We start from the raw sequence: 25,866 nt of genomic DNA on the forward strand, positions 1-25,866 counted from the left end.
GCCTGTTTCGAGGGTCGGGACGGGCGGAAAAGCAGGGGGCAAAGGCGCGCGATGCCCCCTGTCGGGTGTGGTTTCAGGACGGCAGGCCGAAGCTTTCCGGCTCCGGGATGGGCTTGGCGTTGATGGCCAGGCTCACGCCCTTGAGGCAGCGCAGCAGGGCCCACACGGCCACCGCCAGCAGCACGACGGCAAACAGGAACGCAAGGAAGCCCCAGGTCAGGATGTACAGCACAAGGGCGCCCAGGCCCGCGGGGGCGACCACCAGGAAGGTGCGGACCATGTAGGTGTAGTGGCTGTCCGCAATGGCCGAGTTGCCTCCGGTCTTCTGGCGTCTCAGGATCATGATGAAGGCGATGACCCCGGTGATGATGGTCATCACCCCAAGGAAGTAGAGGGCGTACAGGGTAATGAGCGTCATGCGCTCGTTTTCGCTCATGGTGTCCTGTGAGGTGGCGGTCATGCTGCGTCCTTTCCGGAGTGCGGTTAGAAAAGCCCCATCGCTTTCAGTGACACGTGGCCCTGTCGCCCGATCACCAGGTGGTCGTGGAGCCGGATCCCGACGCCGTTCAGGGCGTCGCGGACTTTCAGGCTCACATCCTGGTCCGAGGCGGACGGGGTGGGGTCACCCGACGGATGGTTGTGTACCATAATCACGGCGGCGGCATGAAGATCAAGGGCGCGTTTGACCACCTCCCGGGGATAGACCGAGGACTGGTTGAGCGTGCCGCGCTGGCTGAGCTCGTCGGCGATCAGGCGGTTGCGGGTGTCCAGGAACAGAAGCCGGAAGTGCTCCACCGTCTGGTGGGCGAGTTTCGCGTGCAGGTACTCCAGCACGGAATCCCAGGTGGCCAGCAGGGGGCGGTCCATCACCTTTGTCCGCAACAGCCGGTGGGCTCCGGCCTCGACGGCTTTCAGGGCGGCCACCCCGGCCGGCCCCATCCCCTCGATCCGCTCCAGCTCCGAGCGGCCGGCGGAGATGATGCGCGCAAAGTCTCCGAACTCCGCAAGGAGCCGGCGGGCCAGGGGCTTGGTGTCGACCCGGGGCTGGGCCTGGAAGAGGATCAGCTCCAGAAGCTCGTAGTCGGGCAGGGAGTCCGGCTCGGTCAGGAACCGCTCCCGCAGCCGGGAGCGGTGGCCGCTGGCCGCGTTGGCCCGAGGCGCGCGGGCCGGCTTCCCGGAGGGGAAAAGCTCCGGCTCGGTGGGCCCGGGGGTCTCGTTCTCACGGTTCGTCATGAACGCCTCCTCCCGACCCGGGCCACGCCGGAGCCGGGGGTTGTCAGCTGGAGTAGGGCGGGCGGTCCATCCCCGTCGGGGACAGGGTGAAGATCTCGCAGCCGTCCTCGGTGATCCCGACGGTGTGCTCGAACTGGGCCGAGAGGGACTTGTCGCGGGTGACAGCGGTCCAGCCGTCGGACAGAACCTTCACCTCGGGGCGGCCGATGTTCAGCATGGGCTCGATGGTGAAAATCATCCCCGGGACCAGCTTCAGCCCCTGGCCCGGGCGGCCGAAGTGCAGGACATTGGGCTGCTCGTGAAACACCTGGCCGATGCCGTGCCCGCAGAAGTCCCGCACGATCGAGTAGCCCAGGTTCTCGGAGAACGCCTGGATGGCGTGGCCCACATCGCCCAGGGTGTTCCCGGGTTTGGCAGCCCGGATGCCCAGCATCATGGCGTCATAGGTGGTGTCGATCAGCCGGCGGGCCCGAAGCCGGGCCTCGCCCGCGATGTACATGCGGCTGGTGTCGCCGAACCAGCCGTCCACGATCGTGGTGACGTCGATGTTCAGGATGTCCCCGTCCTTCAGGATCTTGTCGGACGACGGAATGCCGTGGCAGACCACATGGTTCACGGAAATGCAGGTGGACTTGGGGTAGCCCTTGTAGTTCAGCGGTGCGGCGAGGGCGCCGTGGTCCGCAATGAAGGCGGCGCACAGGTCGTCCAGTTTCTCGGTCGAAATCCCGGGCTTCACGAACGGGGTGATGTAGTCGAGGGTCTCGGCCGCCAGCCGGCAGGCTTTGCGCATGGCTGCAAAGCCTTCGGGGCCATGGAGTGTAACGCCGCTGGTCATGGGGCAGGGGTTCCTGTTTGTTTTTGCTCAAAATGAGACGGAATGAAAAAGACAGTCCCTGTTATCTAGAGCATCCGGAGCAAGAGGGAAACCCCTCACGTCGCAAGCTGGAAGCGTTCTATGCTGTGGCGGGCGGCGGTGTCCCCGCTCGCCCCGGGGCTGAAGGGGGGGGCGGGGACTGCCGGAGCGTGCCCACCCGGTGCCTGGGCCAGCCCCCCGCCGGGTGCTCATCGGGTCCTGGACCGGTGCCGGCCACCCCCTGTCGTGCACGGGGCCCGGAGGCGCTCCGGCAGCGGGGCCCGGCCGTGTCGGCCGGACCCCTGTGCCGCAGGCGCCGCTAGTCCCGCTCCACCGTGACGGCCACGCCCATGCCGCCGCCCACGCACAAGGTGGCAAGGCCGCGCCGGGCGCCCCGCGCCTCCATGCCGTACAGCAGGGTGGTCAGGATGCGCGCGCCGGAACAGCCGATGGGGTGTCCCAGGGCGATGGCGCCGCCGTTCACGTTCAGCCGGTCCGGGGCGAAGCCCATGGCCCTCGCCACGGCGACCGCCTGGGCGGCAAAGGCCTCGTTGGCCTCGATCAGGTCCAGGTCGCCCGCGGACCAGCCCGCCCGGTCCAGGGCCTTGCGCGAGGCCTCGATGGGGGCGACCCCCATGTAGGCCGGGTCGTTGCCCACCGCCGCCCAGGAGACCACCCGGGCCAGGGGCTTGAGCCCCTTTTCCCGGGCCAGCGCGGCGTCCATCACCACCAGGGCAGCGGCCCCGTCGTTGATGCCCGAGGAGTTCCCGGCGGTGACGGTACCGTCGTCCGCCTTGAAGGCGGGGCGCAGCCGGGCCAGACCCTCGGCGGAGGTCTCGCGGCGGGGGTACTCGTCCGTGTCCACCACAACGTCCCCCTTGCGCCCGCTGAGGGTCACCGGGACGATTTCCTTCTTGAACGCCCCCGCATCAATCGCGGCGATGGCCCGCTGCTGGGAGGTGAGGGCGCAGGCGTCCTGGTCCGCGCGGGAGATGCCGTACTTTTTCGCCACGTTTTCCGCAGTGATGCCCATGTGGTAGCCATTGAACACGTCGGTCAGGCCCTCGGAGAGCAGGGAGTCCACGAGGGTTGTGTTGCCCATGCGCGCGCCGAACCGGGCCTTCGGGGCCAGATAGGGGGCGAGGGACATGTTCTCGGCCCCGCCCGCCACAAGGATCCGGGCGTCCCCCGCGCGGATCTGGCGTGCGGCGAGGGCTACAGCGTACAGCCCGGAGCCGCACAGGATGTTCACGGTCCAGGCCGGGATTTCCACCGGCAGTCCGGCCCCGAGGGACATCTGGCGCGCCGGGTTCTGTCCCTGGCCCGCCTGGAGGACGTTGCCCATGATCACCTCGTCCACCTCGGACGGGGCGACGCCCGCCCGCTCCAGGGCGGCCGCAATGGCGATGGTTCCGAGCCGGTTGGCCGGCGTGCCCGCGAAGGCTCCGCCGAAGGAGCCGATGGGGGTCCGGGCCGCTCCCGCGATTACAATGTCCGTCATGGCGATGTCCTGTCTGTTCGGGTTGAGTGCGTGAAATCGGTGTGGGCGGTTGGTCCGGCACGGGGCTCCGGGGCGGACCCTTCGGGGAACCCCGCGTCCGGGCCGCACAGGCCGCCGGTCCCGGAGGATCCGGGCGGTGGCCGCGCGTGGCGTGCCGTCTCGTGCCGCGCCGTCCCGTGCCGTGCCGTGCTGTCTCGTGCTGCGCCGTGCTGATGTCAGTAGGGGAAGAAGCCGTGCCCAGTCTTGCGTCCGAGGGTTCCCGCCCGGACCATGCGCCGCAGCAGGGGCGCGGGGCGGTACTTCGGGTCTCCGGTCTCCTTCTGGAGAACCTCCATGATGGCGAGGCACACATCCAGCCCGATCAGGTCCGCAAGAGCCAGCGGGCCGATGGGATGGTTCGCGCCCAGCTTCATGGCCGTGTCGATGTCCGCCGCCGAGGCCACACCCTCGGACAGCACAAGGACCGCCTCGTTGATCATGGGGATCAGGATCCGGTTGACCACGAACCCGGGGGCCTCGTCGACCGCCACCGGGGTTTTCCCCAGGCGCCGCGCGAACTCCAGGGTGGCCTCGAAGGTGTCGGCGCCGGTGGCCATGCCCCGGATCACCTCCACCAGCGTCATCAGGGGCGCCGGGTTGAAGAAGTGCAGGCCAATGACCTTGTCCGGCCGCCGGGTGGCCGCCGCCAGCTCTGTGATGGACAGGGACGAGCTGTTCGTGGCCAGAATGGCGTGCGGCGGCAGAAGCGCGTCCAGCCGCTGGAAGAGCGCTTTTTTGGCCTCCATCTCCTCGAGAATGGCCTCGACGGCGATGTCCGCCCGGGCCGCGTCCTCAAGGCTCACCGTCGGGGTGACCCGCGCCAGGGCCGTATCCCGGGCCGGGGCCTCCAGCGCGCCCTTGTCCACAAGACGGGCGAGGCTGCTCTCGATCCGGGCCAGACCCCGGTCCACGGCCTCCTGTGCGGTGTCCGCAAGGAAAACCGGATACCCCGCAACGGCCATGACCTGGGCAATGCCCGAGCCCATGGTGCCCGCTCCGGCAACAAGAACTGTTTTCATGCTGTGTTCCCTGTGTGTGTCGGCCCGTTTGTTTTCGGGCTCTGGTGCTTTCGGGTCCGGGGTGCTCCCGCCCCGCACGGCCTGCGGCGGGGGAGAGCCGGGCCGCCGTGGTCGGGGCGGCCCGGTCCGGAGACCCGGATTACATGTCCACGTAGTTGGGGCCGTCGCCGCCCTGGGGCGGAGACCAGACAATGTTCTGGGCAGGATCCTTGATGTCGCAGGTTTTGCAGTGGACGCAGTTTTGCGCGTTGATCTGGAAGCGCAGGGCGTCCGAGCCCGCGTCCTGGACATACTCGTACACCCCGGCGGGGCAGTAGCGGGCCTCCGGGCCGGCGTAGGTCGCAAGGTTCAGGGACAGGGGGATGGACGGGTCCGTGAGCCTCAGGTGGCAGGGCTGGTCCTCCTCGTGGGCGGTGTTCGAGAGGTAGACCTGGGTCAGGCGGTCGAAGGTGAGCCGCCCGTCCGGCGCCGGATACTCGATCTTCTTTGCTTTGGCCGCCGGGACCAGCTTTTCGTTGTCGCCCTTGCTGTGCTTCAGGGTGTAGGGCAGCCGGCCATGGAACACATGGCTTTCCAGCCCGGCCAGGGTCAGCCCCGTCCAGAACCCGAAGTGGAACGAGGGGCGGATGTTGCGCACTGCCTTCAGTTCGGCCCACAGCCAGCTTTTGCGCAGGGCCTCGGGGTAGCCCAGAACCTCGCCGGTGCGCCCTTCGGCGAGATGGGTGAAGATGGCCTCGGCGGCCACCACGCCGGACTTGATGGCCGTGTGGGAGCCCTTGATCTTGGCCACGTTCATGAAGCCGGCGGAATCCCCCACGATCAGCCCGCCGGGGAAGGTGAGCCGCGGCAGCGCCTGGAGACCGCCCTCCACCAGGGCGCGGGCGCCGTAGGACACGCACCGGCCGCCCTCAAGCAGCGCGCGGATGGCCGGATGGGTCTTGAACTGCTGGAACTCGTTGAAGGGGGACAGCCAGGGGTTGGCGTAGTCCAGCCCGATGACAAGGCCGATGGAGACCTTGTTGTCCTGGAGGTGGTACAGGAACGACCCGCCGTAGACGTCCCGGGGCAGGGGCCAGCCGATGGAGTGCATGACCCGGCCCGGGTGCGCTTTGGCGGGGTCGATCTCCCAGATCTCCTTGATGCCGATCCCGTAGGTTCCGGGGCCGCAGTCCTTCCGCAGGTCAAAGCGTTCTGTCAGGGTGCGGGTCAGCGAGCCTCGGCAGCCCTCGGCCAGAACGACCACTTTCGCGTTGATCTCCACCCCCGGCTCGAAGTTCGGGCCGCGGGTTCCGTCCCGGCTCACCCCCATGGCGCCGGTGGCCACGCCCCGCACCGCCCCGTGCTCGTCGTAGAGAGCCTCGGTCACGGCAAACCCGGGGAACACGTCCACCCCGAGGGCTTCCGCCTGCTCGCCGAGCCAGCGGCACAGGGCCCCCAGGGAGGCCACATGGTTGCCTTTGTTCTTCAGGGCCGGCGGCACCATCAGGCGCAGCGCCCGCTTGCGGGTCATGAAATAGAAAACGTCTTTTGTGACCGGTGTGTTGAGGGGGGCGCCGCGCTCCTTCCAGTCCGGAAACAGGTCCGCAAGGCCCCTGGGCTCCACAACGGCTCCGGACAGGGTGTGGGAGCCGATGGAGGCTCCCTTCTCCAGAACGCAGACCGAGATGTCCCGGCCCTGCTCCTCCGCCAGCTGGCGAAGGCGGATCGCCGTCGCAAGGCCCGAGGGCCCGCCGCCGACGACGACGACGTCGAAGTCCATCGATTCCCGCTCGCTCATGATCGCAGTCTCTCCCTGTAAGTCGGTCGCCGTGTCTGGCGTCCTGGTGTCCGGTCCCGGTTGTTCCGGGGTGTTTGTTCTGGTGTGCCGCGGGGAGGGGACGCCCCGTTCGGCCGGCAGGGGATCCGCCCGGACATCCGGGAGGTGCCCGGGCGGACGGTCCAGGGACAAGCCGGGAGGCCCGCCCTGTTCCGCTGATGGGGTGCGCCGCCGGGGCGGCGCAGGACGGCGCTAGCGTTTGAGCGCGTCGATCAGTTCGGGGATCGCCTTGTTGAGGTCCGCCACCAGGCCGTAGTCGGCGACCTGGAAGATGGGCGCCTCCTCGTCCTTGTTGATGGCGACGATCACACCCGAGTCCTTCATGCCCGCCAGGTGCTGGATCGCGCCCGAGATGCCGCAGGCGATGTACAGGCTGGGGGCAACGATCTTGCCCGTCTGGCCCACCTGGTAGTCGTTGGGGACGAACCCGGCGTCCACCGCGGCCCGGGACGCGCCGACAGCGGCGTTCAGGGCATCGGCCAGGGCCTCGATCAGGGCGAAGTTCTCCCGCGATCCCACGCCGCGTCCGCCCGAGACGATGATTTTCGCCGCCGTCAGTTCCGGGCGTGCCGACTGGGTCATCTGCTCGGACAGCCATGAGGCGCCCTCGGTCGCGTCGGCGGCCGGGACGCTTTCAAGCGACGCGCTTCCGGCTCCGGTTCCGGCGGCGTCGAACGCGGTGCCCCGGACCGTGATGAGCTTCAGGGCATCGGCGCTCTGCACGGTGGCGAGCGCGTTGCCCGCGTAGACGGGGCGCACAAAGGTGCTGGCGTCCACCACCGCCGAAATCTCGGAGATGGGAGCCACGTCCAGCAGGGCGGCCGCCCGCGGCATGACGTTTTTCCCGAAGGTCGTGGCCGGGGCCAGGACGTGGGTATACCGCCCGGCAACCGAGGCGATGAGCGGGGCAAGGGCTTCCGGCAGCAGATGGCGGTAGCGTTCGTCATCGCAGGTGAGAACCTTCGAGACCCCGTTGATGGCGGCGGCCTCCCGCGCCACGGACCCGACCCCCGAGCCCGCCACAAGGATGTGGACCTCGGGGCCGAGCGCCAGGGCGGCGGTGACCGTGTTCAGCGTTGCGGGGCGCAGGGTGACGCCGTCGTGGTCGGCAAGAACAAGCTGGGCCATGATCAGATCACCTTCGCTTCGGAGTGGAGTTTCGCAACCAGGGTGGCGACATCCGGGACGCGGATGCCTCCGGCGCGGGCCGGGGGCTCGGCAAGCGAGAGCACCTTCAGGCGCGGCGCGGGATCAACCCCCAGGTCGGCCGGGGTCACGGTCTCCAGCGGCTTTTTCTTCGCCTTCATGATGTTGGGGAGGCTGGCGTAGCGGGGCTCGTTCAGCCGCAGGTCCGCGGTCAGGACCGCCGGGATCGCGAGCCTCAGGCTCTCCAGGCCGCCGTCCACCTCGCGCTCGACCACCAGGTGCGTACCGTCCACCTTCAGCGAGGACAGGAACGTCCCCTGGGGCCAGCCCAGGAACCCTGCGGCCATCTGGCCGGTCTGGTTCGCGTCGTCGTCGATGGCCTGCTTTCCGAGGAACAGCAGGGAGACCTCCTCGCGCTTCGCAAGGACCGACAGCATCCGGGACACGGCGAGAGGCTGGAGGTCCGCGTCCGTCTCCACCAGGATGGCCCGGTCCGCGCCCACCGCCAGGGCCGTGCGCAGGGTTTCCTGACAGGCGGAGGCGCCCATGGACACGGCAATGACCTCGGAGACGGTGCCGGCCTCTTTCAGCCGGACGGCCTCCTCGAGGGCAATCTCGTCAAAGGGGTTCATGGACATCTTGACGCCGGCGGTTTCCACGCCCGAGCCGTCGGACCTGACACGGATCTTGACGTTGTAGTCAATCACCCGTTTTACAGCGACCATTGCTTTCATTTTTCGTTCCTGTTCCGTAATAAGTGCCCGGCACGGCCGGGACAGTCTCCCAGCACCCGCAGACGATAAAAAGGCCTCCGGGCGGTGTCAACGCGCCCGTTATGCGTTTCCCTTTCAACCGGCGCTTTTGGCCGGGTGGTCCGGGTGCCCGAACCGGCGGATAAAAAGGCCTTTTGGGGCGGCTTTGCCCGTTCTGTGTGCCACCATGAAGGGGAATTTACTTTAAAAAAAACCGATAACCCGCGACTCTGAAAGCGTACCTCCCTCATCGCCGTGCCCGGTGCCCCTGTGGCCCCGCTGCGAAAGGAGGTTTCCTGAAGACCCAGATCCGGAGGACCGGTCCCCATGATACCACGTTTCCCGCTTGTGGCGGCTTTTGCCACCGTCCTGACCCTTGGCGCCTGTTCGGAGGAGACTCCGGCGGGCGGCGCCGACACCTCGTCCGCCCCGGCTGCGGCCGCGCCGGCCGAGGCCTCTTCCGGCCAGCCGACGGCCTCCGGGGCCGCGCCCGCACAGGCCGCAACGCCTTCGCCGGCGGACACCACCGCACCCGCCGCGCCCGCCGCCGTGGCGGAAAACGCAAGCGACGCCCTGAAAGGCCGGTCTTTTGTCCTTCAGACGGCAAACGGCGAGCCGGCGGAGTTTCCCGGACGCCAGCCTTCCCTGGAGTTTGACGCGGACCTGCGCATGACCGGGCAGGTGTGCAACCGGTTTATGGGGGTTCCGCGATTCGAGGACGGCGTCCTGAAGGCCGAGGTGGCGGCAACCCGCATGCTGTGCATTGACCGGGGGCTCGATGACCTCGAGAACACGTTCTTTTTCTCGCTGGCCGACGGCATGCCCTACACCTTCGACGGCCAGACCCTTGTCCTGAAGGGAAAGAGTGGAGACTTCGTGTTCCACGCCGTGGAGTCCCTGCCGGACAACTGATCCATGACCCGTGCCGGGAGCGCGGTGACGGGGCTCCGGCGGGCGGTTTCTGGCCGGCCGGATCCCCGCGTTCCTGTCAAAGAGTTTAGAATATGGTCCTTTGAAAACCCGGACGTTCGATTGTAAAATACACTCATTCTACAAAATGCGGAGGCAGCCGGTGCAAGGGTGCGCCGGTCCCCTCGCGAAATTTCTGGGAGATCGAAGAATGGGAAAGAACGGTTGTTCGTGTTCCATCGGAATCGAGGACAGCAAGCGTAAGGCCATTGCTCATGACCTCATGAAATTCCTTGCGGACACCTATGCTCTGTACCTCAAGACGCAGAACTACCACTGGAACGTCGAGGGGGAGCACTTCCGGACCCTGCACCTCATGTTCGAGGAGCAGTACAACGATCTTGTCGGTGCCGTGGACAGCGTGGCCGAGCGCATCCGCTCGCTGGGCGAGCGCGCCCCGGGTGGCTTCGCCGCCTTCCAGAAGCTGACCTGCATCTCTGATGCCCGCGAGAAAATCTCGGCGGAAGAGATGGTCAAGGATCTTCTGGTCGGTCACGAGGCCGTGATCTGCGCGGGCCGCAAGCTGATCAAGGCGGCAGAGGAGGCGCATGACGTCTCGACGGCGGACATGCTCACCACCCGCCTGGAGAGCCACGAGAAGACGGCGTGGATGCTTCGGGCCACCGTGTCCTGACCCCTCGGTTGAAGGGTCGGAGACCACCGTTCAGGGCGCCCCGGAAAGGGCGCCCTTTTTTGTTGGCGGTGTTCCCGTCGAGCGGGGGCGATAGCGGCTTCTTGACAAGGTATCTGTTTCCCGATAAAACGGGCCACGCACATATAAAGATATCTTTATATTTGGTACCTGATGCGAAGCCCAGCTGGAGAACTCCATGAGCACCACCGATTACGTCGTCGCCGACCTGTCCCTCGCTGACTGGGGCCGTAAGGAAATCGACATCGCCGAGAGCGAGATGCCCGGCCTGATGGCCACCCGCGAGGAGTACGGTCCCTCGCAGCCCCTGAAGGGTGCGCGCATTGCGGGCTCGCTGCACATGACCATCCAGACCGCGGTCCTGATCGAGACCCTGAAGGCTCTGGGCGCCGACGTGCGCTGGGCGTCGTGCAACATCTACTCGACCCAGGACCACGCGGCGGCGGCCATCGCGGCCACCGGCACCCCGGTTTTCGCCGTCAAGGGCGAGAGCCTCGAGGAGTACTGGGACTACACCCACCGCATTTTCGAGTGGGCCGACGGCGGCACCCCGAACATGATCCTGGATGACGGCGGTGACGCCACCCTTCTGATCCACCTGGGCGCCCGGGCCGAGAAGGACCCGTCCGTCCTCTCCAATCCGGAGAGCGAGGAGGCCGAGATCCTGTTTGCGGCCATCCGCAAGCGTCTTGCCGAGAAGCCGGGCTGGTACAGCACGGTTCTTGCGAACATCCGCGGCGTGACCGAGGAGACCACCACCGGCGTTCACCGTCTCTACGAGATGGAGCGCGCGGGCACCCTGCCGTTCCCGGCCATCAACGTGAACGATTCCGTGACCAAGTCGAAGTTCGACAACAAGTACGGCTGCCGGGAGTCCCTGGTGGACGGCATCCGTCGCGCCACCGACGTCATGATGGCGGGCAAGATTGCCGTCGTGGCCGGGTTTGGCGACGTGGGCAAGGGCTCGGCCGAGTCCCTGCGCTCGTCCGGCTGCCGCGTGCTGGTCACCGAGATCGACCCCATCTGCGCGCTTCAGGCCGCCATGGAGGGCTTCGAGGTCGTGACCATGGAGCAGGCCGCTCCCCGGGGTGACATCTTCGTCACCACCACCGGCAACGTGGACGTGATCACCCTTGAGCACATGCGCGCCATGAAGGATCGGGCCATCGTCTGCAACATCGGTCACTTCGACAACGAGATCCAGGTGGCCTCCCTCAAGAACCTGGAGTGGACCAACGTCAAGCCCCAGGTCGACGAGATCCGCTTCCCGGACGGGCACCGCATCATCCTCCTGGCCGAGGGCCGTCTTGTGAACCTGGGCTGCGCCACCGGCCACCCCTCGTTCGTGATGAGCGCCTCGTTCACCAACCAGACGCTGGCCCAGATTGAGCTGTTCGCCAACAACGCCGACGGCAAGTACGGAAACCACGTCTACGTGCTGCCCAAGCACCTGGACGAGAAGGTTGCCGCCCTGCACCTGGCCAAGCTTGGCGTCCAGCTGTCCCAGCTGAGCCAGAAGCAGGCCGACTACATCGGTGTGCCGGTGAGCGGCCCGTTCAAGACGGACGCCTACCGCTACTGATCCCCCGGATCCGCGCGAACGCAGAGACATGGCCCGCCCCCGTTGGCGGGCCATTTTTGTTGCAGGGCGTCTGCGCGGGAGCAGCGGGGCGATGGGAGAGGGAGAGAGGGCCGGTGCCCGGGAGGAGGGGGAGATGGGATGCGCCCTGGCCGGGTGCGCTGGTCGGGGGCGGATCGGACGGGGGCGCGGGTCGTGGGGCCTGGGGGCGTGGGGTCTGGGAAGCCCGGGGCGCGGCCCGCAGTGCTACCGGGTGCGCGGGTCGGGGAGTGCTCCCGATGCCACTGCCGCCCGGTCCCCGGGAATAGGGGAGGGGATGGCTCCCGCCCTGGCCCGAACCGGGCCCGGTCCCTCAGTTCCGGGGACCGGCGCTCCAGGGGAGCACGGCGAAGGCAATGCCCTCGTCTGCCAGTTCCGAGGCTTCCGTGGCGGTCGCCTGGCCATAGATGGGGCGGGCCTCACGCTCGCCGTAGTGAATCTGGCGTGCCTCCGAGGCAAAGCGCTCGCCCACGTTCTCGCAGTTGGCCTCGACCTGGGTGCGGATTTCCTTGATGACCCGGGCGAGATCCTGCATCCGCTGCTCCAGGGCACCGGAGGACCCGGCCGCGGCGGGCGCCTCGGGCGCGCGTCCGGAAGAGCCTCCGGTTGCGGATGGCCCGGGCGCGCTGTCCGGCGCCGGACCCGGGTGGCTGGCGCGGGCCTCGCGGCTGCGCGACGAGACCACGCTGGGGGTCATCAGCGCCTTGGACACCTGCGCGCTGTCGCAGAACGGGCACGAGACCAGCCCCCTCCCGAGCTGCTCGTCGCAGGAGGCCGAGTTCTGAAACCAGGCCTCGAATTCGTGATCCCGTTCGCAAATCAAAGTGTAGCGAATCATGATTCTGTCCTGAACAACCCGTTGTGTCCCGAATCGGAACCCAGAGTTCTTCAAACCAAAATGCAGCAACGCCCCGTCCGGCACAAGGGCTAAAAAACCGGGGCGCCCGGCCCCCGTCCCGGCCCCTGTCCGGGTCCGCCGGGGGCGGGGGAAACCGGGGGCACGCGCGCGCCGGGGCGTACCGGGCCGGGGCCAGGACAGCGGCGGCAAAAGGGGATCCGGGGCGGTCTCGCTCCGGATCCCGACGGATGGGCTCAGCGGCCGGCGAGCGAGACGGCCTCCTCGGCGGCCCGGATCATGGCCCGCGCCTTGTTGACGCACTCCTCGTGCTCCTTCTCGGGGACCGAGTCCGCGACCACGCCCGCGCCCGACTGGACGTGGAGAACCCCGTCCTTGATCAGGCAGGTTCGCAGCGTGATGCAGGTGTCCATGGAGCCTCCGGCGCTGAAGTAGCCCACGGCGCCCGCATAGAAGCTGCGGCGCACCGGCTCCATCTGGTCGATCAGCTCCATGGCCCGGGCGCGCGGGGCGCCGGACACGGTGCCTGCCGGGAAGCCTGCGAACAGGGCGTCGAGAGCGTCCAGCCCCTTGCGCAGCCGCCCCGTCACGTTCGAGACGATGTGCATCACGTGGCTGTAGTACTCCACGAACATGGTGCCCTCGGCGGTCACGTTCACCGAGCCGGGCTCGGCGATGCTGCCCACATCGTCCCTCGCCAGGTCCAGAAGCATGATGTGCTCGGCTCGCTCCTTGGGGTCGTCCAGAAGATCCCGGGCAAGGGCGCGGTCCTCCTCTGGCGTCGCGCCCCGGGGGCGGGTTCCGGCGATGGGACGGATGGTGACCTCGTCGCCGCGCAGGCGCACCAGGATTTCCGGGCTGGAGCCCACCAGGTGGAAATCCCCGAAGTCCATGTAGAACATGAACGGCGAGGGGTTGGTCCGGCGCAACGAGCGGTACAGCAGGAACGGCGGCAGCCGGAAGGGCAGGCTGAACCGCTGGGAGGGCACGATCTGGGTGATCTCCCCGGCCTTGATATGTTTGATGGCCTCGCGGACGGTTTCCAGGAACGTCTCCCGCGGGGTGACCGGGACGGGCTCCGGGGCGGGCATGCTGGAGCGGGCATACTCGCGCTGGAGCGGGATCGAGCGCTGGAAGTCCGCCACCGCATCCGACAGCCGTTCCTGGGCCAGCTCATAGGCGCGGGCGGCGGGGATGTCCTTCTGCGGGCGAACAGGCGTCACCAGTGACAGTCTCTGGGAGACGTTGTCAAAGATGGCGATCAGGGTCGGGCGCATGAAAATCCCGTCGGGCACGCCCAAAGGATCGGGCTTGGTGTCCGGAGTGCCGGGGTCCGTGAACCGGGCCGCGCCCCAGCCGAGGTATCCGGCCATCAGGGCCGCCATGGGGGGCAGATCCTCGGGGATGTCGAGGGCGCTGTCCTTCAGGTGCCGGCGCAAGGAGGCCTGGGCCTCGCCATCGGGCTCGAAGGCCTCGGGATCAATGCGGGGACGGCGGTTCACGAAGGCCTCGGTCCCGCAGGCTTTCCACACGAGATCGGGCTTCAGGCCGATGAAGGAGTAGCGTCCCAGAAGGGCGCCGCCCTCGATCGAGTCAAACAGGAACGACCAGCGCTGCCCCTCCGCGAGCTTCAGAAATGCCGACACCGGGGTTTCCAGGTCTGCCGGGACACGGGTCCGAAGCAGTTGAGGTTTCCCCGAGTTGTAAGTGTGCACAAAAGCGTCGTTAAATTCCGGAAAGGTCGCGGACATGCCTTGAGTCTCCCTCTGGGCGTTGGGGTCTGTGGTGCTCGCCCGCACCGGATATTGCCGGTGACCCGCCTGCGGGGTCCGGGTGAGGGGACACCGGGAATCCCGCTGCGGGCCGCCTGTACCGGGCGGGCCAACAGAGTTGGAGCGGGGATACCCGCTCCATATCCGGGAATCAGAGACAAGGCCGGGCAGTGGGCCCGGCCTCGACGCTAGAACTCTTGGAGAACAATCTTTTCCAGTCGGTCCCGGCTAATGGAGTAGCCCACGGTCCGCGCCAGGCTCTCGTCAAACTGACGGGCGATGTCCCGGGCAAACGAGCCATCCAGATAGGAACGAACGGTCTCCCTTTCAACCCTTGCCTGAGTGGGGTCGGGAGGCAGAACCTCGCTCACCCGCACAAGGGCCGCGCCCTGGGGGAGCTGGACAAGGGCGATTTCTCCCGGTTTGGTCTCGAAGACCGCATCCAGGATCGGCAGGGAGTCCGGGGTCGCGCCCCGGGTTTCGAGAACCGAGTTCGTCGACGTCTCCGCGCCCGGGCGGACCGACAGGCGGGAGGCGGGGCCGAAGGCGATGTCCCGGGTTTCCGGGCTGGAGCGGGAGATACGCGCAAAGCTCTCGCCGGCCCGGGCCTTCTCCAGCAGCGCCTCGCCCAGGGCACGGGCCCGGGTCACGCGGGTCTCGGCGGCCCACAGGGCCAGAACCTGGTCGCGGACGGCCTCGAGGGGCTTCGGCGTGGCCGGGGTGACGTCGGTCAGGCTGATGGCGTAATAGCCGCCGTCGAACTCGGTGAGCATGCCCGTGTCCTGCTCGCTCATGGCGAAGAGGTCACGCAGCAGGCCCGCATCCTCGGGCAGGGCGGTGACGGGCTTTCCGTCCCGGTCCCGGCCCTGGATGTCGGTCACGACCGAGATCACGGGGGCCTTGAACAGGGCGCCCGCCTCTTCCAGGGAGGCGCCGCCGCCCAGCTCGTTCTCGATGGCCATGGCGCGCTCACGCATCAGCTCCGGGATGCGGGTCTCAACGACGGCCACGCGGACGTCGGCCTTCGCCTCGTCAAAGGAGCGCTGGCGGGCCGGGGTCTCGGACTCCACCAGGAACAGGTGCCAGCCCATCTCGGAGCGCAGGGGATCGCCCACCACGCCCACCGGCTGGGAGAAGACCGGGCGGGCCACCGAATCGGGCAGGTCCGCGAAGCTCAGGGCGCCCAGAAGGAAGGGGCCGCTGCCTCCGGCGCCGGTGGTGGCGGCCTCCAGGCGCTGGCCGCCCGCGATGGCGCTGCGGGCTGCCTCGGCCTGCTCCCGGCTGGGGAACAGGGACTGGCGGACCTTGCGGCGCTGGGGCGAGGCAAAGCTGTCCTGGTGGGCGTCGTAGAAGTCCCGAAGGTCGGCCTCGGTCACCTCGATCTCGCCCTCCACGTCTTTACCGGAGACGAACAGCAGGGACGCCCGGCGAAGCTCGGGGGTGGTGAAGGCCTCGATGTTGCGCTCGTAGATCGCGCGCAGGTCCGCATCCGAGGCCTCGGAGGTTTTCGGCGCCGGCAGGCGGGCCGCATCCACCAGAAGAACCTCGCCCGCCCGGCGCTCGGACAGGAAGGTGCTGTAGGAGCGCACGCCCATGTCCGGGTACTGGACCCGGGCCGCCAGGGGCGCAAGAAGGTACTCGCGGGCGTGCTGGTTGCGGACGTTCTCGACGAACGCGCCCTCGGACAGGCCCCGCTGGCGCAGGTAGTTCTGAAGGGTGCCGCGGTCATAGCGGCCCTCGGGCCCGAAGAAGTCCGGGTTCATGGTGATGGAGCGACGGACGATCTCGTCACTGGCCCGCAGCCCCAGCAGGTCGATGGCCTGCGAGTAGACCAGGTCGCGCACGATGTTCACCGCCACCTGGTCCATCAGACCGGCCTGGACCGCCTGCTCGGTTGTCATCTCCAGCCCCTGGGCGCGCAGGGCGTTCAGCTGCGTCACGAACTGGTCGCGGATCATCTGGTCCGGATAGGCGACCTTGCCCACGGTGATGGCCGGGGCGCGCCCGGATGGGCTCAGATAGTCGGTGATACCCCAGGATGCGAACGCAAGGACAAGAACGGCAAGGAGGAGTTTGGCAAGCCAGGTTTTGGAGGCGTTGCGCATCGCTTCAAGCATGGCAGAAACCGTCTTTCTTCAGGGAAGCGCTCCGGGACAGGCTCCGGGGCTGGGGGAACACGAATCGCCGCAGGACAGGGCATCCGGTCAGGGGAGCCGGCGCGCGGGCGCGCGGGCGCGACAATAATACGGGCGCCGGGGCAAGCTCGCAACAGCCAAAGGGGTGGGACCGGTTTTCCCCGGTTGGGCGCGGGCGTGTGGCGGGGGCTGGTGCTGCTGGCCCCGGCCTCTGCGGGCCCGTGCCGCTGGCCCCGGGCTCTGCCGGCTGGCGCGGGTCGGTCTCCCGCGGACGTCCACTTCCGGTCGAGTCGGGCCTCGCTTCACCCGCTGTCCCGAAAGAAACTGCGGATTCGTGCCCTTTACATTTGAGTGTGGGCAGAGTTTAATCTCTCCCCTCGCGGATGCATTAAAAAACCGCGCCGTCGCGTGAGCATGCTTCGCACGTCTCGTTGAGAGTGGTATTCATGGAAAGCTGCCCGGAACCGGGCGGGCGCGGATCGTCGCTGCCCCTTGGGGCGGGTGGGGTGTACAGGGAAGGATTGGGGCCATGGTTTGGAACGATGATACCGTTGAGCGGCTGAAAAAGCTTTGGGCCGACGGGCTGACGACCGGTGATATCGGCAAGCAGCTTGGGGTCTCGAAGAACGCCGTGGTGGGCAAGGCCCATCGTCTGGGCCTGAAGGCCCGGCCGTCCCCCATCAAGCGCACCAAGAAGGAAAAGGACGAGAAGATCCGCTCGGTCGTGGACCTGAAGGCGGATTCGTGCCGCTGGCCCATCGGGGATCCCCGTCACCCGAACTTCCATTTCTGTGGAAAGACGGCCATTCCCGGCAAGCCGTACTGTTCCGAGCATGCCCAGATTGCCTACGTCAGCTCCAGCCGTGTGCGCGAGGAGGAGCCCGCTCCGGCGGCCCCGGCCGCAACCGCTCCCGCCCAGGGGGCTGAGCCCGCATCCGAGTCCTGATCCGCTTGCGGGGCGCCCGACGGATCCGGGGCGCCCACTGAGTCCGGGCCGCACCCGGTACACCGGCTCTCCGGGGCGGGTTGAAGCCAGCGGCAGGTCCGGCGCGAGGCCTCGGTTTCCCAGTCCGGTACCATCGGCGTTTCCGGTTTCTTCCGGTCCGAACAGCCGCCTCATCCGGTCCTGGCCCCGGCTCTTCAGGATCCACTCCCAGGGACACAGGGGCCGAACCGCCGGCCCCAAAAATCCGGGCCCTGGCGTCAAGCCTCCAAACTACAGCTCGCAAGCGTTTAACCGCTGGCCCCAAGGCAATTCCTTGTCGGGTCCGGGGGATCCTTTCCTCAACTGCGCACCATGGGCTCGTGGCTCAGGGCCCGGCTCTGGGTCGGAAGACGGCGCATCATGACCGCCAGCACCATGACCCCCAGCCCTCCGGCCGCACTCCAGATCACGTCCGCCAGATAGGCCTTCTGTCCGAAGGTGTCGTAAAGCGGTCCGGACAGCACAATGCTCCCCCCCAGGAACAGGCACGGGCAGACCATGAAGTAGATGGCCTGGGCCCGGGCGGACATCTCGGGCTTCACGTTGCGCACCAGGATGTACATGGCGCCCAGGTGGGCGCAGGCGAAGGTGCCGGCCTGGAGCAGCTGGGAGAACATCAGAACAAGCGGGTCGCTGGTGGCGGCCATCAGAACCCAGCGCATGACCCCCGTCAGCGCCGAGATCCCCAGAAGCCCCAGGGGGGCGAACCGGCGCACGATGGCGGCACCGAAGAAGAACAGCACCCCCTCGGCCAGAAGGGCCTCGCTCCAGAGCAGGCCGCTGGTCAGCGCGTCCGAGCCCGTGCGGCTCCAGTGGATGGTGGAGAAGCCGAAGTAGGTGGCGTGGCTCGCCAGAAGGCACCCGGACGTAACCAGGAACACAAGCATGAACGGCGAGGTCAGCAGAGCCCGGGTGGTGCCGGTCGGGTGCACCCGCTTGGTGGGCTTCTGGGCCAGGCGGCCTGCGGGGCTGCTGCGGGCCGGCAGGGTGACCACTCCCAGAAGGAGCGCCGTGACCAGGGCCAGCATGGCCCAGGGGATGGCGTCCGGTCCCAGGGTGTCGATCACCGGGCCCATGGCCGCCGCCACGCCGCAGAAGCCGAGGGAGCCCCACAGGCGCACCCGGCCGTAGTCGATCTGTCCCGTGCGGGTGTGGCTGAGGGTGATGGTCTCGGAAATCGGCGTGATGGCCGAGTGGAAGCCCAGCGCAAGCGCCCCCAGGGCCAGAATCGGCCAGAACGAGGTCTGGAAGGGCAGGGGCAGAAGGGCCGCGATGGCCCCCACGGCCAGAACCGCAATGATCAGCCTCAGGCGCCCGGTGGAATCCGCGATCTCGCCTGCGAAGGGGACAAAGAACAGGCGCGCCCAGATGGTGGCGCTGGTGATCAGGGCGATCTGCGAGGGCGTGAGCCCCCGGGACTCCAGCCAGACCGGTCCGAAGGGGGTGAAGACCCCCAGAAAGCCGAACAGCAGGGCGTAGTGAACGGACAGGGGAAGTGAGCGTGCGGACACGGAGTGCCTCCAGGCGGCTTGCGGTGGACCGGTGCGGGTGGGGGGCTGGCGGATCGTCTCCGGTCTCCCGGTCTTCCGGTGCGGAACAGACGTCGCGGGCAGGGGCGCACCAGGACGCCCCCGAACCGGGCGGCGTCCCCTCCCAGAGTGCCCCCTCCCGACCGCCAGAGGCAAGGGCCGGAACGCAAAAACCGCCCCGATGGGGGCGGTTTTGCTCTTTTTGAACGCGGGGGTATGACCCCCGAGCCCTTATTTCAGCTTCGTCTCGCGAAACACGACGTGCTTGCGCACCTTGGGATCGTACTTCTTGAACTCGAGCTTGTTGGTCGTCTTGCGGGGGTTCTTCTTGACCACGTAGAAGTAACCGGTGTCCGCGGTGCTTTCCAGCTTGACCAGAATGGTGGCAGGTTTGGCCATGGCCTTGAACCCCATGTGTTAAGTGGTGGACCAGTCGGGAAGCCGGGAGAATAGCGATCCAAGCGCCCGTGTCAAGCACATCCTTTGCCTTTTGGGCCGATCCCGGCGGAAAAGGCCCCGCTCACGGAGCAAGGGCGCTGTGGTGGGCTCCCGTGTCCGGGCGCAGAAGGCTGCGGTACAACCATGGGTCGTCCAGCAAGGTGCGCGCCAGCAGGAGTTCCACCCGGGACATGGCGTGGGGCTCGGGCGGGCAGAGTTCCCGCAGCGCCCGGCGTGTCCCCTTGTCCCCCGGGACCGAGGCCCGCCAGCGGAGTCCCTCCGCCGTGGCCCGGTCCGGGTGGTCCCGGGCCTCGTCCAGGATGAGCGCCGCGTCGGCGGTGTTCTCGTGTCCGCTGGTGCACAGGGTCGGCAGGACGCCCAGGCCGTCGGGCACGTAGCCCGAGGGGCTGTAGTAGCGCGACCAGGTCAGGAAGATCTCGCCGCCGTCGGGCAGGGGCACGAGGGTCTGGACCGTCCCCTTGCCGTAGGAGGCCGTGCCGATCACCACGGCCCGGCCGCTGTCCTGGAGCGCCGCCGCCACGATCTCGGCCGACGAGGCGCTGTCCCCGTCGATCAGGACCACTAGGGGCGCGCCGCTGAGCAGGTCGCCGGGGCGGGCGCTGTAGAACTGCCGGGCATCCGGGTGGCGTCCCCGGGTCGAGACAATGGGGCCGCTCTCCATGAACAGGTCCGAAAGCGCCACGGCCTGGTCCAGAAGGCCGCCCGGGTTTCCGCGCAGGTCGAGGACGAATCCCCGGATGGGCTGTCCCGGGAGCGCCCGGAAGGTGGTGGCGATGGCCTGGGCCACGGCGGTGGTGGTGTTCTGGCTGAAGCCGGGAATGGTCAGCACCGCCATGCCGTCCTCATAGCGGACGTCCACGGTGGGCAGGGAGGTGACCGTCCGGGGCAGGATTACGGTGCGCAGAGCCCCGCCGCCCGCGGGCCGGTAGTAGAGGGTGACCGGGGTCTCGGCCTCGCCCTCAAGAAGATCCTTGATCCGGGGCTTGGTCAGGGGCGCCAGGGACTGGCCGTCCACCATCAGCAGGACGTCCCCCGCCGTCAGGCCCGCGTTCGCGGCCGGTGTGTCCGGGTAGACCCGGATCACCCGGGCGCCGCCGTTCGACACGTCGAAGGTCAGGCCGATGCCCGCCCTCGGGGTCTTCTGTCCGCGGCTCATGCGGGCCTCCTGGGGGGAGGCATAGCGCGAGAAGGTGTCGAGCCGGGCGAGAAGGGCGTTGAAAACGGCCTTGTAGTATTTTTCGGGTTCGGTCTGTCCCGGACCGGCCGGGTCCGTGTCGCTGGTGGCCTGAAGGCCGTCCGCAATCAGGTTGGCCCAGCTTGTGGCGTCCTGCCCCACGGGGAGCGGAGCCTGCCAGAAGGGCTGGTCCGTGCGGGTCAGGACCAGATCCCCGTGCTCGCACCGGGCGTCCAGGGTCCGGTCCAGGGTTTTCAGGCCCTCGAGCCCGGCGCAGGACAGGGCTTCCAGATCCACGGCCTCAATGTAGCGCTCGTCGATGGCGCGCAGTCCGGTGCGGAACACGTCGCGGGCCTCGGACAGGGAAAAGGGCGTGCCGGCGGCCGGGGCGCCGTCCGGGCCACCGGGGGCCCCCGGTCCGCTGCCCGAGCCCGTTCCCGTGCATCCCGACAGCTGAAACGCCAGGGCGGCGCAGAGCAGGACCAGCGGTCCGGAAGAGCGGCGGAGGAAATGCAGCGCGGAAATCATGCCCGAGGCTTTCAAAACGGAGGCGACAGGGAGAAACCGGCCCGCAGCAGGCCGGGGCTCCGACCGCTCTCCCCGGAGGGTGCGATGACGATCAGGATCCTTCCAGACTTTACACTATTTTCCCTCTCCGCGAGCCGCTTTTTGGGTGCGTGGCCCGGAAAATCGCGCGGGGCGAGTGGCGTTCGGGGTGTTCGGCCCGGGCGGGCGCTGTCCATGGGCCCGGCGGTGCGGTTTCCGCCTCCGGCTGTGCGGTTTCCGCCTCCGGCTGTGCGGTTTCCGCCTCCGGCTGGGCGCTTCGGGGCGCCAGCGGGGTGCCGCAACCCCCTCCGGCGTGCTCCCGGCCGGTGGTTCTCCCGGGGGCCTTCGGGGGTGTGGGGTCGTCCGGGCGGGTGTGTCCGGGTGTGCAGGGAGCCCGTGCGGGCGGGTGGATCCGGGGTGATGGGGCCGGGCCCGCTGGGGGCGGCCTTGCCCCCGGGGCCGTCTGTCGCTCCAGCACGCCGGGGGCGGCCGTTCGTTCGGGCGGCCGGCTGCGATGTCAGGCCCTTTCCGCTGTCGGGGCGGACGTCCCGGGTCTTCCGCCGGACTACCGGGGCCGGCCCGAGGCCTCGCGCTCCAGATCCAGAAGCCTCCGCTTGCGCTCCAGTCCCCAGCCGTAGCCGCCGGGGTGTCCGCCCGCCCCCACGACCCGGTGGCAGGGCACGATGATGGAGACCGGGTTGGCCCCGCAGGCCTGGCCCACCGCCCGGGCGGAGCGGGGGCGCCCGATCAGCGCGGCAATCTCGCCGTAGGTCCGGGTTTCTCCGGCGGGGATGGTTTGCAGGGCCGCCCATACCGTCTTCTGGAAGTCGGTGCCCCGGAGGTCCAGGGGCACGCGGACCGGGCGGGCCGGTGTCTCCACCAGCCGGGCGATGTCCAGGATCGTGTCGGGGCAGTCGGTCAGCCGTGTCAGGGTGCAGGTTCGCCCGAAGCGGTCCCGGAGGTTCTGCTCCAGGACCTCGTCCGTGTCCCCGAGAAGCAGGGCACACACGCCGGCGGGGGACATTGCCACGAGCACCCGGTCCCGGGGCAGGGCCACAATCGCATAGGTGACAGGGGTACAGGTGGCGGGCGCATGGGTGGCGGGCACATGGGTGGCGGGCGCATGGGTGGCGGGCACATGGGTGGTGGGGGTCATGGTCCCTCCCTCTGCGGAGCCGGAAAAAAAAGACGACCGGAGTGCAGGGCACCGCCGATCGTCCTTTTTATCACCGTATGCTGGTCGGAGTGAGAGGATTCGAACCTCCGGCCCCTGCCTCCCGAAGACAGTGCTCTACCAGGCTGAGCTACACTCCGTCCCTCCAGCGAAGCGGTGTATACTCCGCCCGCTTCGGGGGTGCAAGCGAAAACGCGCGTGCCCGTCGTTTTTCCTGAAACCGGGGCGGAAGATCCCTCCGCGTGTGCTCCCGGAGCCCGGAAAACAGGGGAAATTAACACGGTGCTCATCCGGGGCGGGAATGATTCGGTGCGTTGCGGTTTCGGCTGTGCCGTGGTTCCGGTTGCAGTGTGACCGGTGTTCGGGAGGGGCGTCGGTGTCCCGGTTTGCCCGACGTTGCCGGCCGGGTGGGAGGTCATCCCGGCGACGCCTGCGGCAACGATGAAGACGCCTGCGGCAGGGACGAAAATGCTGCATCCGGAGCTTTCCGGTGTTAAGAATCGATTGCAGGGAGGCTGGAATCTGGTCTCGTGCACCCGGCCGAACGGGACACCGCAGACCCCGTCCGGCTGTGCACTCCACAAGGATGAAAAATCATGGGCATGGTTCAGACGCTCACAGACGCCTGGCGACGCTCTGGCGTCGAGCCGGGCGATACGCTTCTTCTTCACAGCAGTATCCGGCGCACTCTTGTCCAGGCCCGACGGCAGGGCGATCGCCTTGAGGTACAGGATATCCTCGACAGTTTCCTGGAGGCTCTGGGTCCGCGCGGAACTCTTCTTCTGCCCCTGTTCAATTTTGATTTTACGACGGGGGTTCCTTTTGACATTCGCAGTACGCCCTCCCGGATGGGGGCCCTCACCGAGGCGGGGCGTCTGCGCGACGGCGCTGTGCGAACCGGGCATCCGATCTACTCGTTTGCAGCCCTCGGATACCGGGCGCGGGAGTTCGAGGGCGTGGACAACACAAGCGGATACGCCGACGATTCCCCGTTCGGTCTCCTGAAAACCATGGACGGCAAGATTGGCGTTCTGGATCTCGATGACCAGGGCAGCATGACGTTCTATCACCACGTCGAGGAGGTCCGGGCGGTTGACTACCGCTATCACAAGGCCTTCACCGGAGACTGTACCGACCGCAACGGTGTGACCACGTCGCGGACCTACACGCTTTTTGTACGCGACCTGGACAAGGGAGTCGCGACCCACGTCAATCCTGCGGGCGAACTGATGTGGAAGCGCGGTCTGTATGCGGGGGCGAGGCCCGGGACCGGATCGGGGCTTCGGGTCATTCGCGCCCGGGAGATGTTTGATTTTGTCGCGGCCCTGATTGACGGGGGCCAGGCGTTGGGAACCCTTTACGTTCTGGAGAACACGGGTGAACGGTAACGATATGCATGCCCTTATGGGGCGTTTGTGGGGGATCAACCGGTCCCTGACCGGGAACGGGGTCCGCGAGACCCTCGCCATCCTGAAAGAGACGGTTCCGGAGATGACGGTCCACGAGGTTCCGAGCGGAACCGCAGTCTTTGACTGGACCATCCCCGACGAGTGGAATGTCACCGGCGCCCGTCTGACAGGGCCGGATGGCGAAACTGTGGTGGATTTCGCCGATCACACCCTTCACCTCATGGGGTACTCTGAACCGGTGGACATCATCCTGCCGCTGGAGGAGCTTCAGGAGCACCTCTACTCCCGTGCCGACCTTCCCGACGCGATCCCCTATGTGACGTCCTACTACAAGCGCCGCTGGGGGTTCTGCCTGACGCACCGGCAAAGAGAGACCCTCAAGCCCGGTCTCTACCACGCCCGGATCGACTCAACCCTCGTGCCCGGATCCCTGACCTACGGCGAGGTCATTTTGCCGGGCGAGAGCGACGAGGAGATCCTCCTTTCGACCTACGTGTGTCACCCGTCCATGGCGAACAACGAGCTGTCCGGTCCGGTGGTGGCGGCGGCTCTTGTACAGTGGCTGAAAGAGGCCCCACGGCGCTACACCTACCGGATCGTGTTTGTGCCCGAGACCATCGGAGCCATCACCTATCTCTCCAGGAATCTTGAGGTTATGAAGCCCCGGACCGTCGCCGGGTTCGTCCTGACCTGTCTTGGGGATGAACGGGCCTACTCCTACCTTCCGTCCCGCAAGGGGGGCACTCTGGCGGACCGGGTGGCTTTGCATGTCCTCAATCATTCCCATCCGGATTTCGCCCGCTACACATTTCTGGACCGGGGGTCGGACGAGCGCCAGTACTGCGCGCCGGGCGTGGATCTGCCCGTGTGTTCGGTCATGCGCTCGAAGTACGCCGTGTACCCGGAATACCACACCTCGCTTGATGACATGAGCCTTGTGACCCCTGCCGGATTGGAGGGCGGTTTCGATGTTCTGCGCCGTTGCCTGGAGGCGCTCGAGGTCAATCGGGTGTGGGGCACCGATATCCTGTGTGAGCCCCAGATGGGCAAGCGTGGCCTGTACTCGACGTTGAGCTTTGTCGGGAGCACCGATGAGTCCGTGGCCAGCATGATGAACCTTCTGGCGTTTGCGGACGGGCAGACCGATCTTCTGGATATCGCGGAGACAATTGGTCTGGATGTGTTCACCGCTGCCCGGGTGGCGGAGGTCCTGGCCGAAAACGGCGTTCTGCGCCCGGCGTGAGCACGCGTCCCCCGTCCGGGTCGGGCTCTATAAGGACGTGTGCCCCGCGTATTGGGGACGCGGGGCGACAGGGCAGCGCCGCGAGCGTGGGGCCTGAGGGTGTGCATGGGGCCCTGGGAGGGGCCGGGTCTGGCCTTCCGGCTACAGGCACATGCCCCCGAGTGTCTGGACGGGGTGCGCAGGGTGCGCACGGAGGTATTGCGCGGGGTGCGCACGGAAATGTTGCGTGGGGCCCGCACGGGAGGTATGGTCCCGCCGGATCGCCCCGGACGGGTGTCCGGGAGACGACCGGGACGGCCGTGAAACCCCGTCTTCCGCCCCAGGGATGCAGACTCGCCAACGGATTTTGCGCTGGCGTGGCCGGGCTTTGGCGCCCTCTTGAAATGCATTCCAGACCCCGTACTATCTAATGGTTTTAAAAAGATAATTCCGCTGGTGGCGCTGTCTCCGCACTTTCGTTGTTATTTTTGTCGTGTTTTCGATTTTTCCGGTCATTTCAGAATAATGCTGATTGACACAGTCCCCCCATTCGAGCAGGTTTCCAATCTGCACTCCCGGAAAACGTTCCGGACAAGCCGGTGTCCCGGCTCACGCCACAGGGGTTGGGTCCGGAACGGACAACCCGTTCGGCGGGACGGAGGCGGGGGAGAGCAGAACCTGGCGTCACCTGCCGGTCTTTCGGGCTGGAGGGGAGAGCTGGCAGGATCCCGTTGCAGCGCTGTTCCAGGCTGCCGCGCATACCCTGGCGGCAAAGACCCCCTCGCTACGGATGCCGGCCTTTGACCCGGGGCGTCTTCGGGAGAAAAGTCCTGTTCGAGCGTCCATAGGGCGGCGGCTCCGATAAACCGCGCGCAGCGACTGGTCGCAGGCTTTTTCAGGGGTGTTTTTTCGACAAATCACCCGCGCGGGTCCAAGGATCCCGTGTTTTCCCGGGATTTTTCGTTGTCACGGCGTCCATGATGCCGGGGCTGACGGGGTGAAAAACA

General features: G+C 67.6%; 21 protein-coding genes and 1 tRNA gene. 6 read left to right on the forward strand and 16 right to left on the reverse strand.

The annotated features are described in order from the left end of the window. Positions 1-73: 73 nt before the first annotated feature. The 8 genes from IHV25_RS09835 to IHV25_RS09870 form a co-directional block, all read right to left on the reverse strand. A complete protein-coding gene (locus IHV25_RS09835) occupies positions 74-460 on the reverse strand; it encodes a hypothetical protein (RefSeq protein ID WP_192534956.1) in 387 nt (128 codons plus the stop codon). A 23-nt stretch (positions 461-483) separates the two neighbouring features. After that, on the reverse strand, positions 484-1,233 hold the full coding sequence (gene radC, locus IHV25_RS09840; protein ID WP_192534957.1) for a RadC family protein: 750 nt from the start codon (positions 1,231-1,233) through the stop codon (positions 484-486). A 43-nt stretch (positions 1,234-1,276) separates the two neighbouring features. Then, positions 1,277-2,068: a type I methionyl aminopeptidase gene (gene map, locus IHV25_RS09845; RefSeq protein WP_192534958.1), complete on the reverse strand. Its 792-nt coding sequence runs from the start codon at positions 2,066-2,068 to the stop codon at positions 1,277-1,279. A 337-nt stretch (positions 2,069-2,405) separates the two neighbouring features. Then, positions 2,406-3,587, reverse strand: a complete 1,182-nt coding sequence (locus IHV25_RS09850; RefSeq protein ID WP_192534959.1) for an acetyl-CoA C-acetyltransferase — start codon at positions 3,585-3,587, stop codon at positions 2,406-2,408. Positions 3,588-3,802: 215 nt separating this feature from the next. After that, the gene (locus IHV25_RS09855) at positions 3,803-4,645 is read right to left on the reverse strand and encodes a 3-hydroxybutyryl-CoA dehydrogenase (RefSeq protein ID WP_192534960.1); all 843 of its coding nucleotides are present in this window, start codon (positions 4,643-4,645) and stop codon (positions 3,803-3,805) included. A gap of 139 nt (positions 4,646-4,784) precedes the next feature. Next, positions 4,785-6,422 (reverse strand): electron transfer flavoprotein-ubiquinone oxidoreductase, encoded by a 1,638-nt coding sequence (locus IHV25_RS09860; protein WP_192534961.1) that lies wholly within the window; start codon positions 6,420-6,422, stop codon positions 4,785-4,787. Positions 6,423-6,653: 231 nt separating this feature from the next. Further along, a complete protein-coding gene (locus IHV25_RS09865; RefSeq protein ID WP_192534962.1) occupies positions 6,654-7,589 on the reverse strand; it encodes an electron transfer flavoprotein subunit alpha/FixB family protein in 936 nt (311 codons plus the stop codon). Between the two features lie 2 nt (positions 7,590-7,591). Beyond that, the gene (locus IHV25_RS09870) at positions 7,592-8,341 is read right to left on the reverse strand and encodes an electron transfer flavoprotein subunit beta/FixA family protein (RefSeq protein ID WP_192534963.1); all 750 of its coding nucleotides are present in this window, start codon (positions 8,339-8,341) and stop codon (positions 7,592-7,594) included. 345 nt (positions 8,342-8,686) lie between these two features. Here IHV25_RS09870 and IHV25_RS09875 point away from each other — a divergent pair, with 345 nt between their 5' ends. The 3 genes from IHV25_RS09875 to ahcY all read left to right on the forward strand — a co-directional run bounded on the left by IHV25_RS09875 (position 8,687) and on the right by ahcY (position 11,562). After that, a complete protein-coding gene (locus IHV25_RS09875) occupies positions 8,687-9,271 on the forward strand; it encodes an META domain-containing protein (RefSeq protein WP_192534964.1) in 585 nt (194 codons plus the stop codon). Positions 9,272-9,479: 208 nt separating this feature from the next. After that, entirely contained in the window at positions 9,480-9,962 is a 483-nt protein-coding gene (locus IHV25_RS09880; protein WP_192534965.1) for a Dps family protein, read from the forward strand. A 196-nt stretch (positions 9,963-10,158) separates the two neighbouring features. Further along, entirely contained in the window at positions 10,159-11,562 is a 1,404-nt protein-coding gene (gene ahcY, locus IHV25_RS09885) for an adenosylhomocysteinase (RefSeq protein WP_192534966.1), read from the forward strand. 349 nt (positions 11,563-11,911) lie between these two features. Here ahcY and IHV25_RS09890 read toward each other — a convergent pair whose 3' ends face one another. From IHV25_RS09890 to IHV25_RS09900, 3 genes are all read right to left on the reverse strand, one after another. Continuing rightward, entirely contained in the window at positions 11,912-12,436 is a 525-nt protein-coding gene (locus IHV25_RS09890) for a DUF1178 family protein (RefSeq protein ID WP_192534967.1), read from the reverse strand. A gap of 254 nt (positions 12,437-12,690) precedes the next feature. Next, positions 12,691-14,205: an anthranilate synthase component I family protein gene (locus tag IHV25_RS09895; RefSeq protein ID WP_192534968.1), complete on the reverse strand. Its 1,515-nt coding sequence runs from the start codon at positions 14,203-14,205 to the stop codon at positions 12,691-12,693. A 209-nt stretch (positions 14,206-14,414) separates the two neighbouring features. Further along, the gene (locus IHV25_RS09900; RefSeq protein WP_192534969.1) at positions 14,415-16,343 is read right to left on the reverse strand and encodes a peptidyl-prolyl cis-trans isomerase; all 1,929 of its coding nucleotides are present in this window, start codon (positions 16,341-16,343) and stop codon (positions 14,415-14,417) included. Positions 16,344-16,890: 547 nt separating this feature from the next. Here IHV25_RS09900 and IHV25_RS09905 point away from each other — a divergent pair. Continuing rightward, on the forward strand, positions 16,891-17,307 hold the full coding sequence (locus IHV25_RS09905) for a GcrA family cell cycle regulator (protein ID WP_192534970.1): 417 nt from the start codon (positions 16,891-16,893) through the stop codon (positions 17,305-17,307). A gap of 338 nt (positions 17,308-17,645) precedes the next feature. On the opposite strand, the gene IHV25_RS09910 is transcribed toward IHV25_RS09905, so the two are convergent. The 5 genes from IHV25_RS09910 to IHV25_RS09930 all read right to left on the reverse strand — a co-directional run bounded on the left by IHV25_RS09910 (position 17,646) and on the right by IHV25_RS09930 (position 22,368). Further along, positions 17,646-18,857, reverse strand: coding sequence for an MFS transporter (locus IHV25_RS09910; RefSeq protein ID WP_192534971.1), 1,212 nt, complete (start codon positions 18,855-18,857; stop codon positions 17,646-17,648). Between the two features lie 249 nt (positions 18,858-19,106). After that, on the reverse strand, positions 19,107-19,274 hold the full coding sequence (rpmG, locus tag IHV25_RS09915) for a 50S ribosomal protein L33 (RefSeq protein ID WP_192534972.1): 168 nt from the start codon (positions 19,272-19,274) through the stop codon (positions 19,107-19,109). A 121-nt stretch (positions 19,275-19,395) separates the two neighbouring features. Further along, complete coding sequence (locus IHV25_RS09920) at positions 19,396-21,036, reverse strand: S41 family peptidase (protein WP_192534973.1); 1,641 nt, start codon at positions 21,034-21,036, stop codon at positions 19,396-19,398. Between the two features lie 583 nt (positions 21,037-21,619). Continuing rightward, positions 21,620-22,210, reverse strand: coding sequence for a methylated-DNA--[protein]-cysteine S-methyltransferase (locus IHV25_RS10585; protein WP_274605268.1), 591 nt, complete (start codon positions 22,208-22,210; stop codon positions 21,620-21,622). An 81-nt stretch (positions 22,211-22,291) separates the two neighbouring features. After that, positions 22,292-22,368, reverse strand: a tRNA-Pro gene (locus tag IHV25_RS09930). A 456-nt stretch (positions 22,369-22,824) separates the two neighbouring features. Between IHV25_RS09930 and IHV25_RS09935 the strand changes: the two genes are divergently transcribed. Further along, positions 22,825-23,616 carry an AAC(3) family N-acetyltransferase gene (locus IHV25_RS09935; RefSeq protein WP_192534974.1) on the forward strand — a complete coding sequence of 264 codons (792 nt, stop codon included), beginning with the start codon at positions 22,825-22,827 and terminating at the stop codon, positions 23,614-23,616. After that, positions 23,606-24,880, forward strand: a complete 1,275-nt coding sequence (locus IHV25_RS09940; RefSeq protein WP_197975031.1) for a DUF4910 domain-containing protein — start codon at positions 23,606-23,608, stop codon at positions 24,878-24,880. The genes IHV25_RS09935 and IHV25_RS09940 overlap by 11 nt, the downstream gene beginning before the upstream one ends. Positions 24,881-25,866: the final 986 nt, after the last annotated feature.

Origin of the sequence: Phaeovibrio sulfidiphilus (assembly GCF_014861485.1) — a bacterium.
GTDB classification, from domain to species: Bacteria; Pseudomonadota; Alphaproteobacteria; order Rhodospirillales; family Rhodospirillaceae; genus Phaeovibrio; species Phaeovibrio sulfidiphilus.

Coding starts and splice junctions, on each gene's coding strand:
- IHV25_RS09835 (WP_192534956.1), bottom strand. CDS start 460: ATGACCGCCACCTCACAGGACACCATGAGCGAAAACGAGCGCATGACG.
- radC (WP_192534957.1), bottom strand. CDS start 1,233: ATGACGAACCGTGAGAACGAGACCCCCGGGCCCACCGAGCCGGAGCTT.
- map (WP_192534958.1), bottom strand. CDS start 2,068: ATGACCAGCGGCGTTACACTCCATGGCCCCGAAGGCTTTGCAGCCATG.
- IHV25_RS09850 (WP_192534959.1), bottom strand. CDS start 3,587: ATGACGGACATTGTAATCGCGGGAGCGGCCCGGACCCCCATCGGCTCC.
- IHV25_RS09855 (WP_192534960.1), bottom strand. CDS start 4,645: ATGAAAACAGTTCTTGTTGCCGGAGCGGGCACCATGGGCTCGGGCATT.
- IHV25_RS09860 (WP_192534961.1), bottom strand. CDS start 6,422: ATGAGCGAGCGGGAATCGATGGACTTCGACGTCGTCGTCGTCGGCGGC.
- IHV25_RS09865 (WP_192534962.1), bottom strand. CDS start 7,589: ATGGCCCAGCTTGTTCTTGCCGACCACGACGGCGTCACCCTGCGCCCC.
- IHV25_RS09870 (WP_192534963.1), bottom strand. CDS start 8,341: ATGAAAGCAATGGTCGCTGTAAAACGGGTGATTGACTACAACGTCAAG.
- IHV25_RS09875 (WP_192534964.1), top strand. CDS start 8,687: ATGATACCACGTTTCCCGCTTGTGGCGGCTTTTGCCACCGTCCTGACC.
- IHV25_RS09880 (WP_192534965.1), top strand. CDS start 9,480: ATGGGAAAGAACGGTTGTTCGTGTTCCATCGGAATCGAGGACAGCAAG.
- ahcY (WP_192534966.1), top strand. CDS start 10,159: ATGAGCACCACCGATTACGTCGTCGCCGACCTGTCCCTCGCTGACTGG.
- IHV25_RS09890 (WP_192534967.1), bottom strand. CDS start 12,436: ATGATTCGCTACACTTTGATTTGCGAACGGGATCACGAATTCGAGGCC.
- IHV25_RS09895 (WP_192534968.1), bottom strand. CDS start 14,205: ATGTCCGCGACCTTTCCGGAATTTAACGACGCTTTTGTGCACACTTAC.
- IHV25_RS09900 (WP_192534969.1), bottom strand. CDS start 16,343: ATGCTTGAAGCGATGCGCAACGCCTCCAAAACCTGGCTTGCCAAACTC.
- IHV25_RS09905 (WP_192534970.1), top strand. CDS start 16,891: ATGGTTTGGAACGATGATACCGTTGAGCGGCTGAAAAAGCTTTGGGCC.
- rpmG (WP_192534972.1), bottom strand. CDS start 19,274: ATGGCCAAACCTGCCACCATTCTGGTCAAGCTGGAAAGCACCGCGGAC.
- IHV25_RS09920 (WP_192534973.1), bottom strand. CDS start 21,036: ATGATTTCCGCGCTGCATTTCCTCCGCCGCTCTTCCGGACCGCTGGTC.
- IHV25_RS10585 (WP_274605268.1), bottom strand. CDS start 22,210: ATGACCCCCACCACCCATGTGCCCGCCACCCATGCGCCCGCCACCCAT.
- IHV25_RS09935 (WP_192534974.1), top strand. CDS start 22,825: ATGGGCATGGTTCAGACGCTCACAGACGCCTGGCGACGCTCTGGCGTC.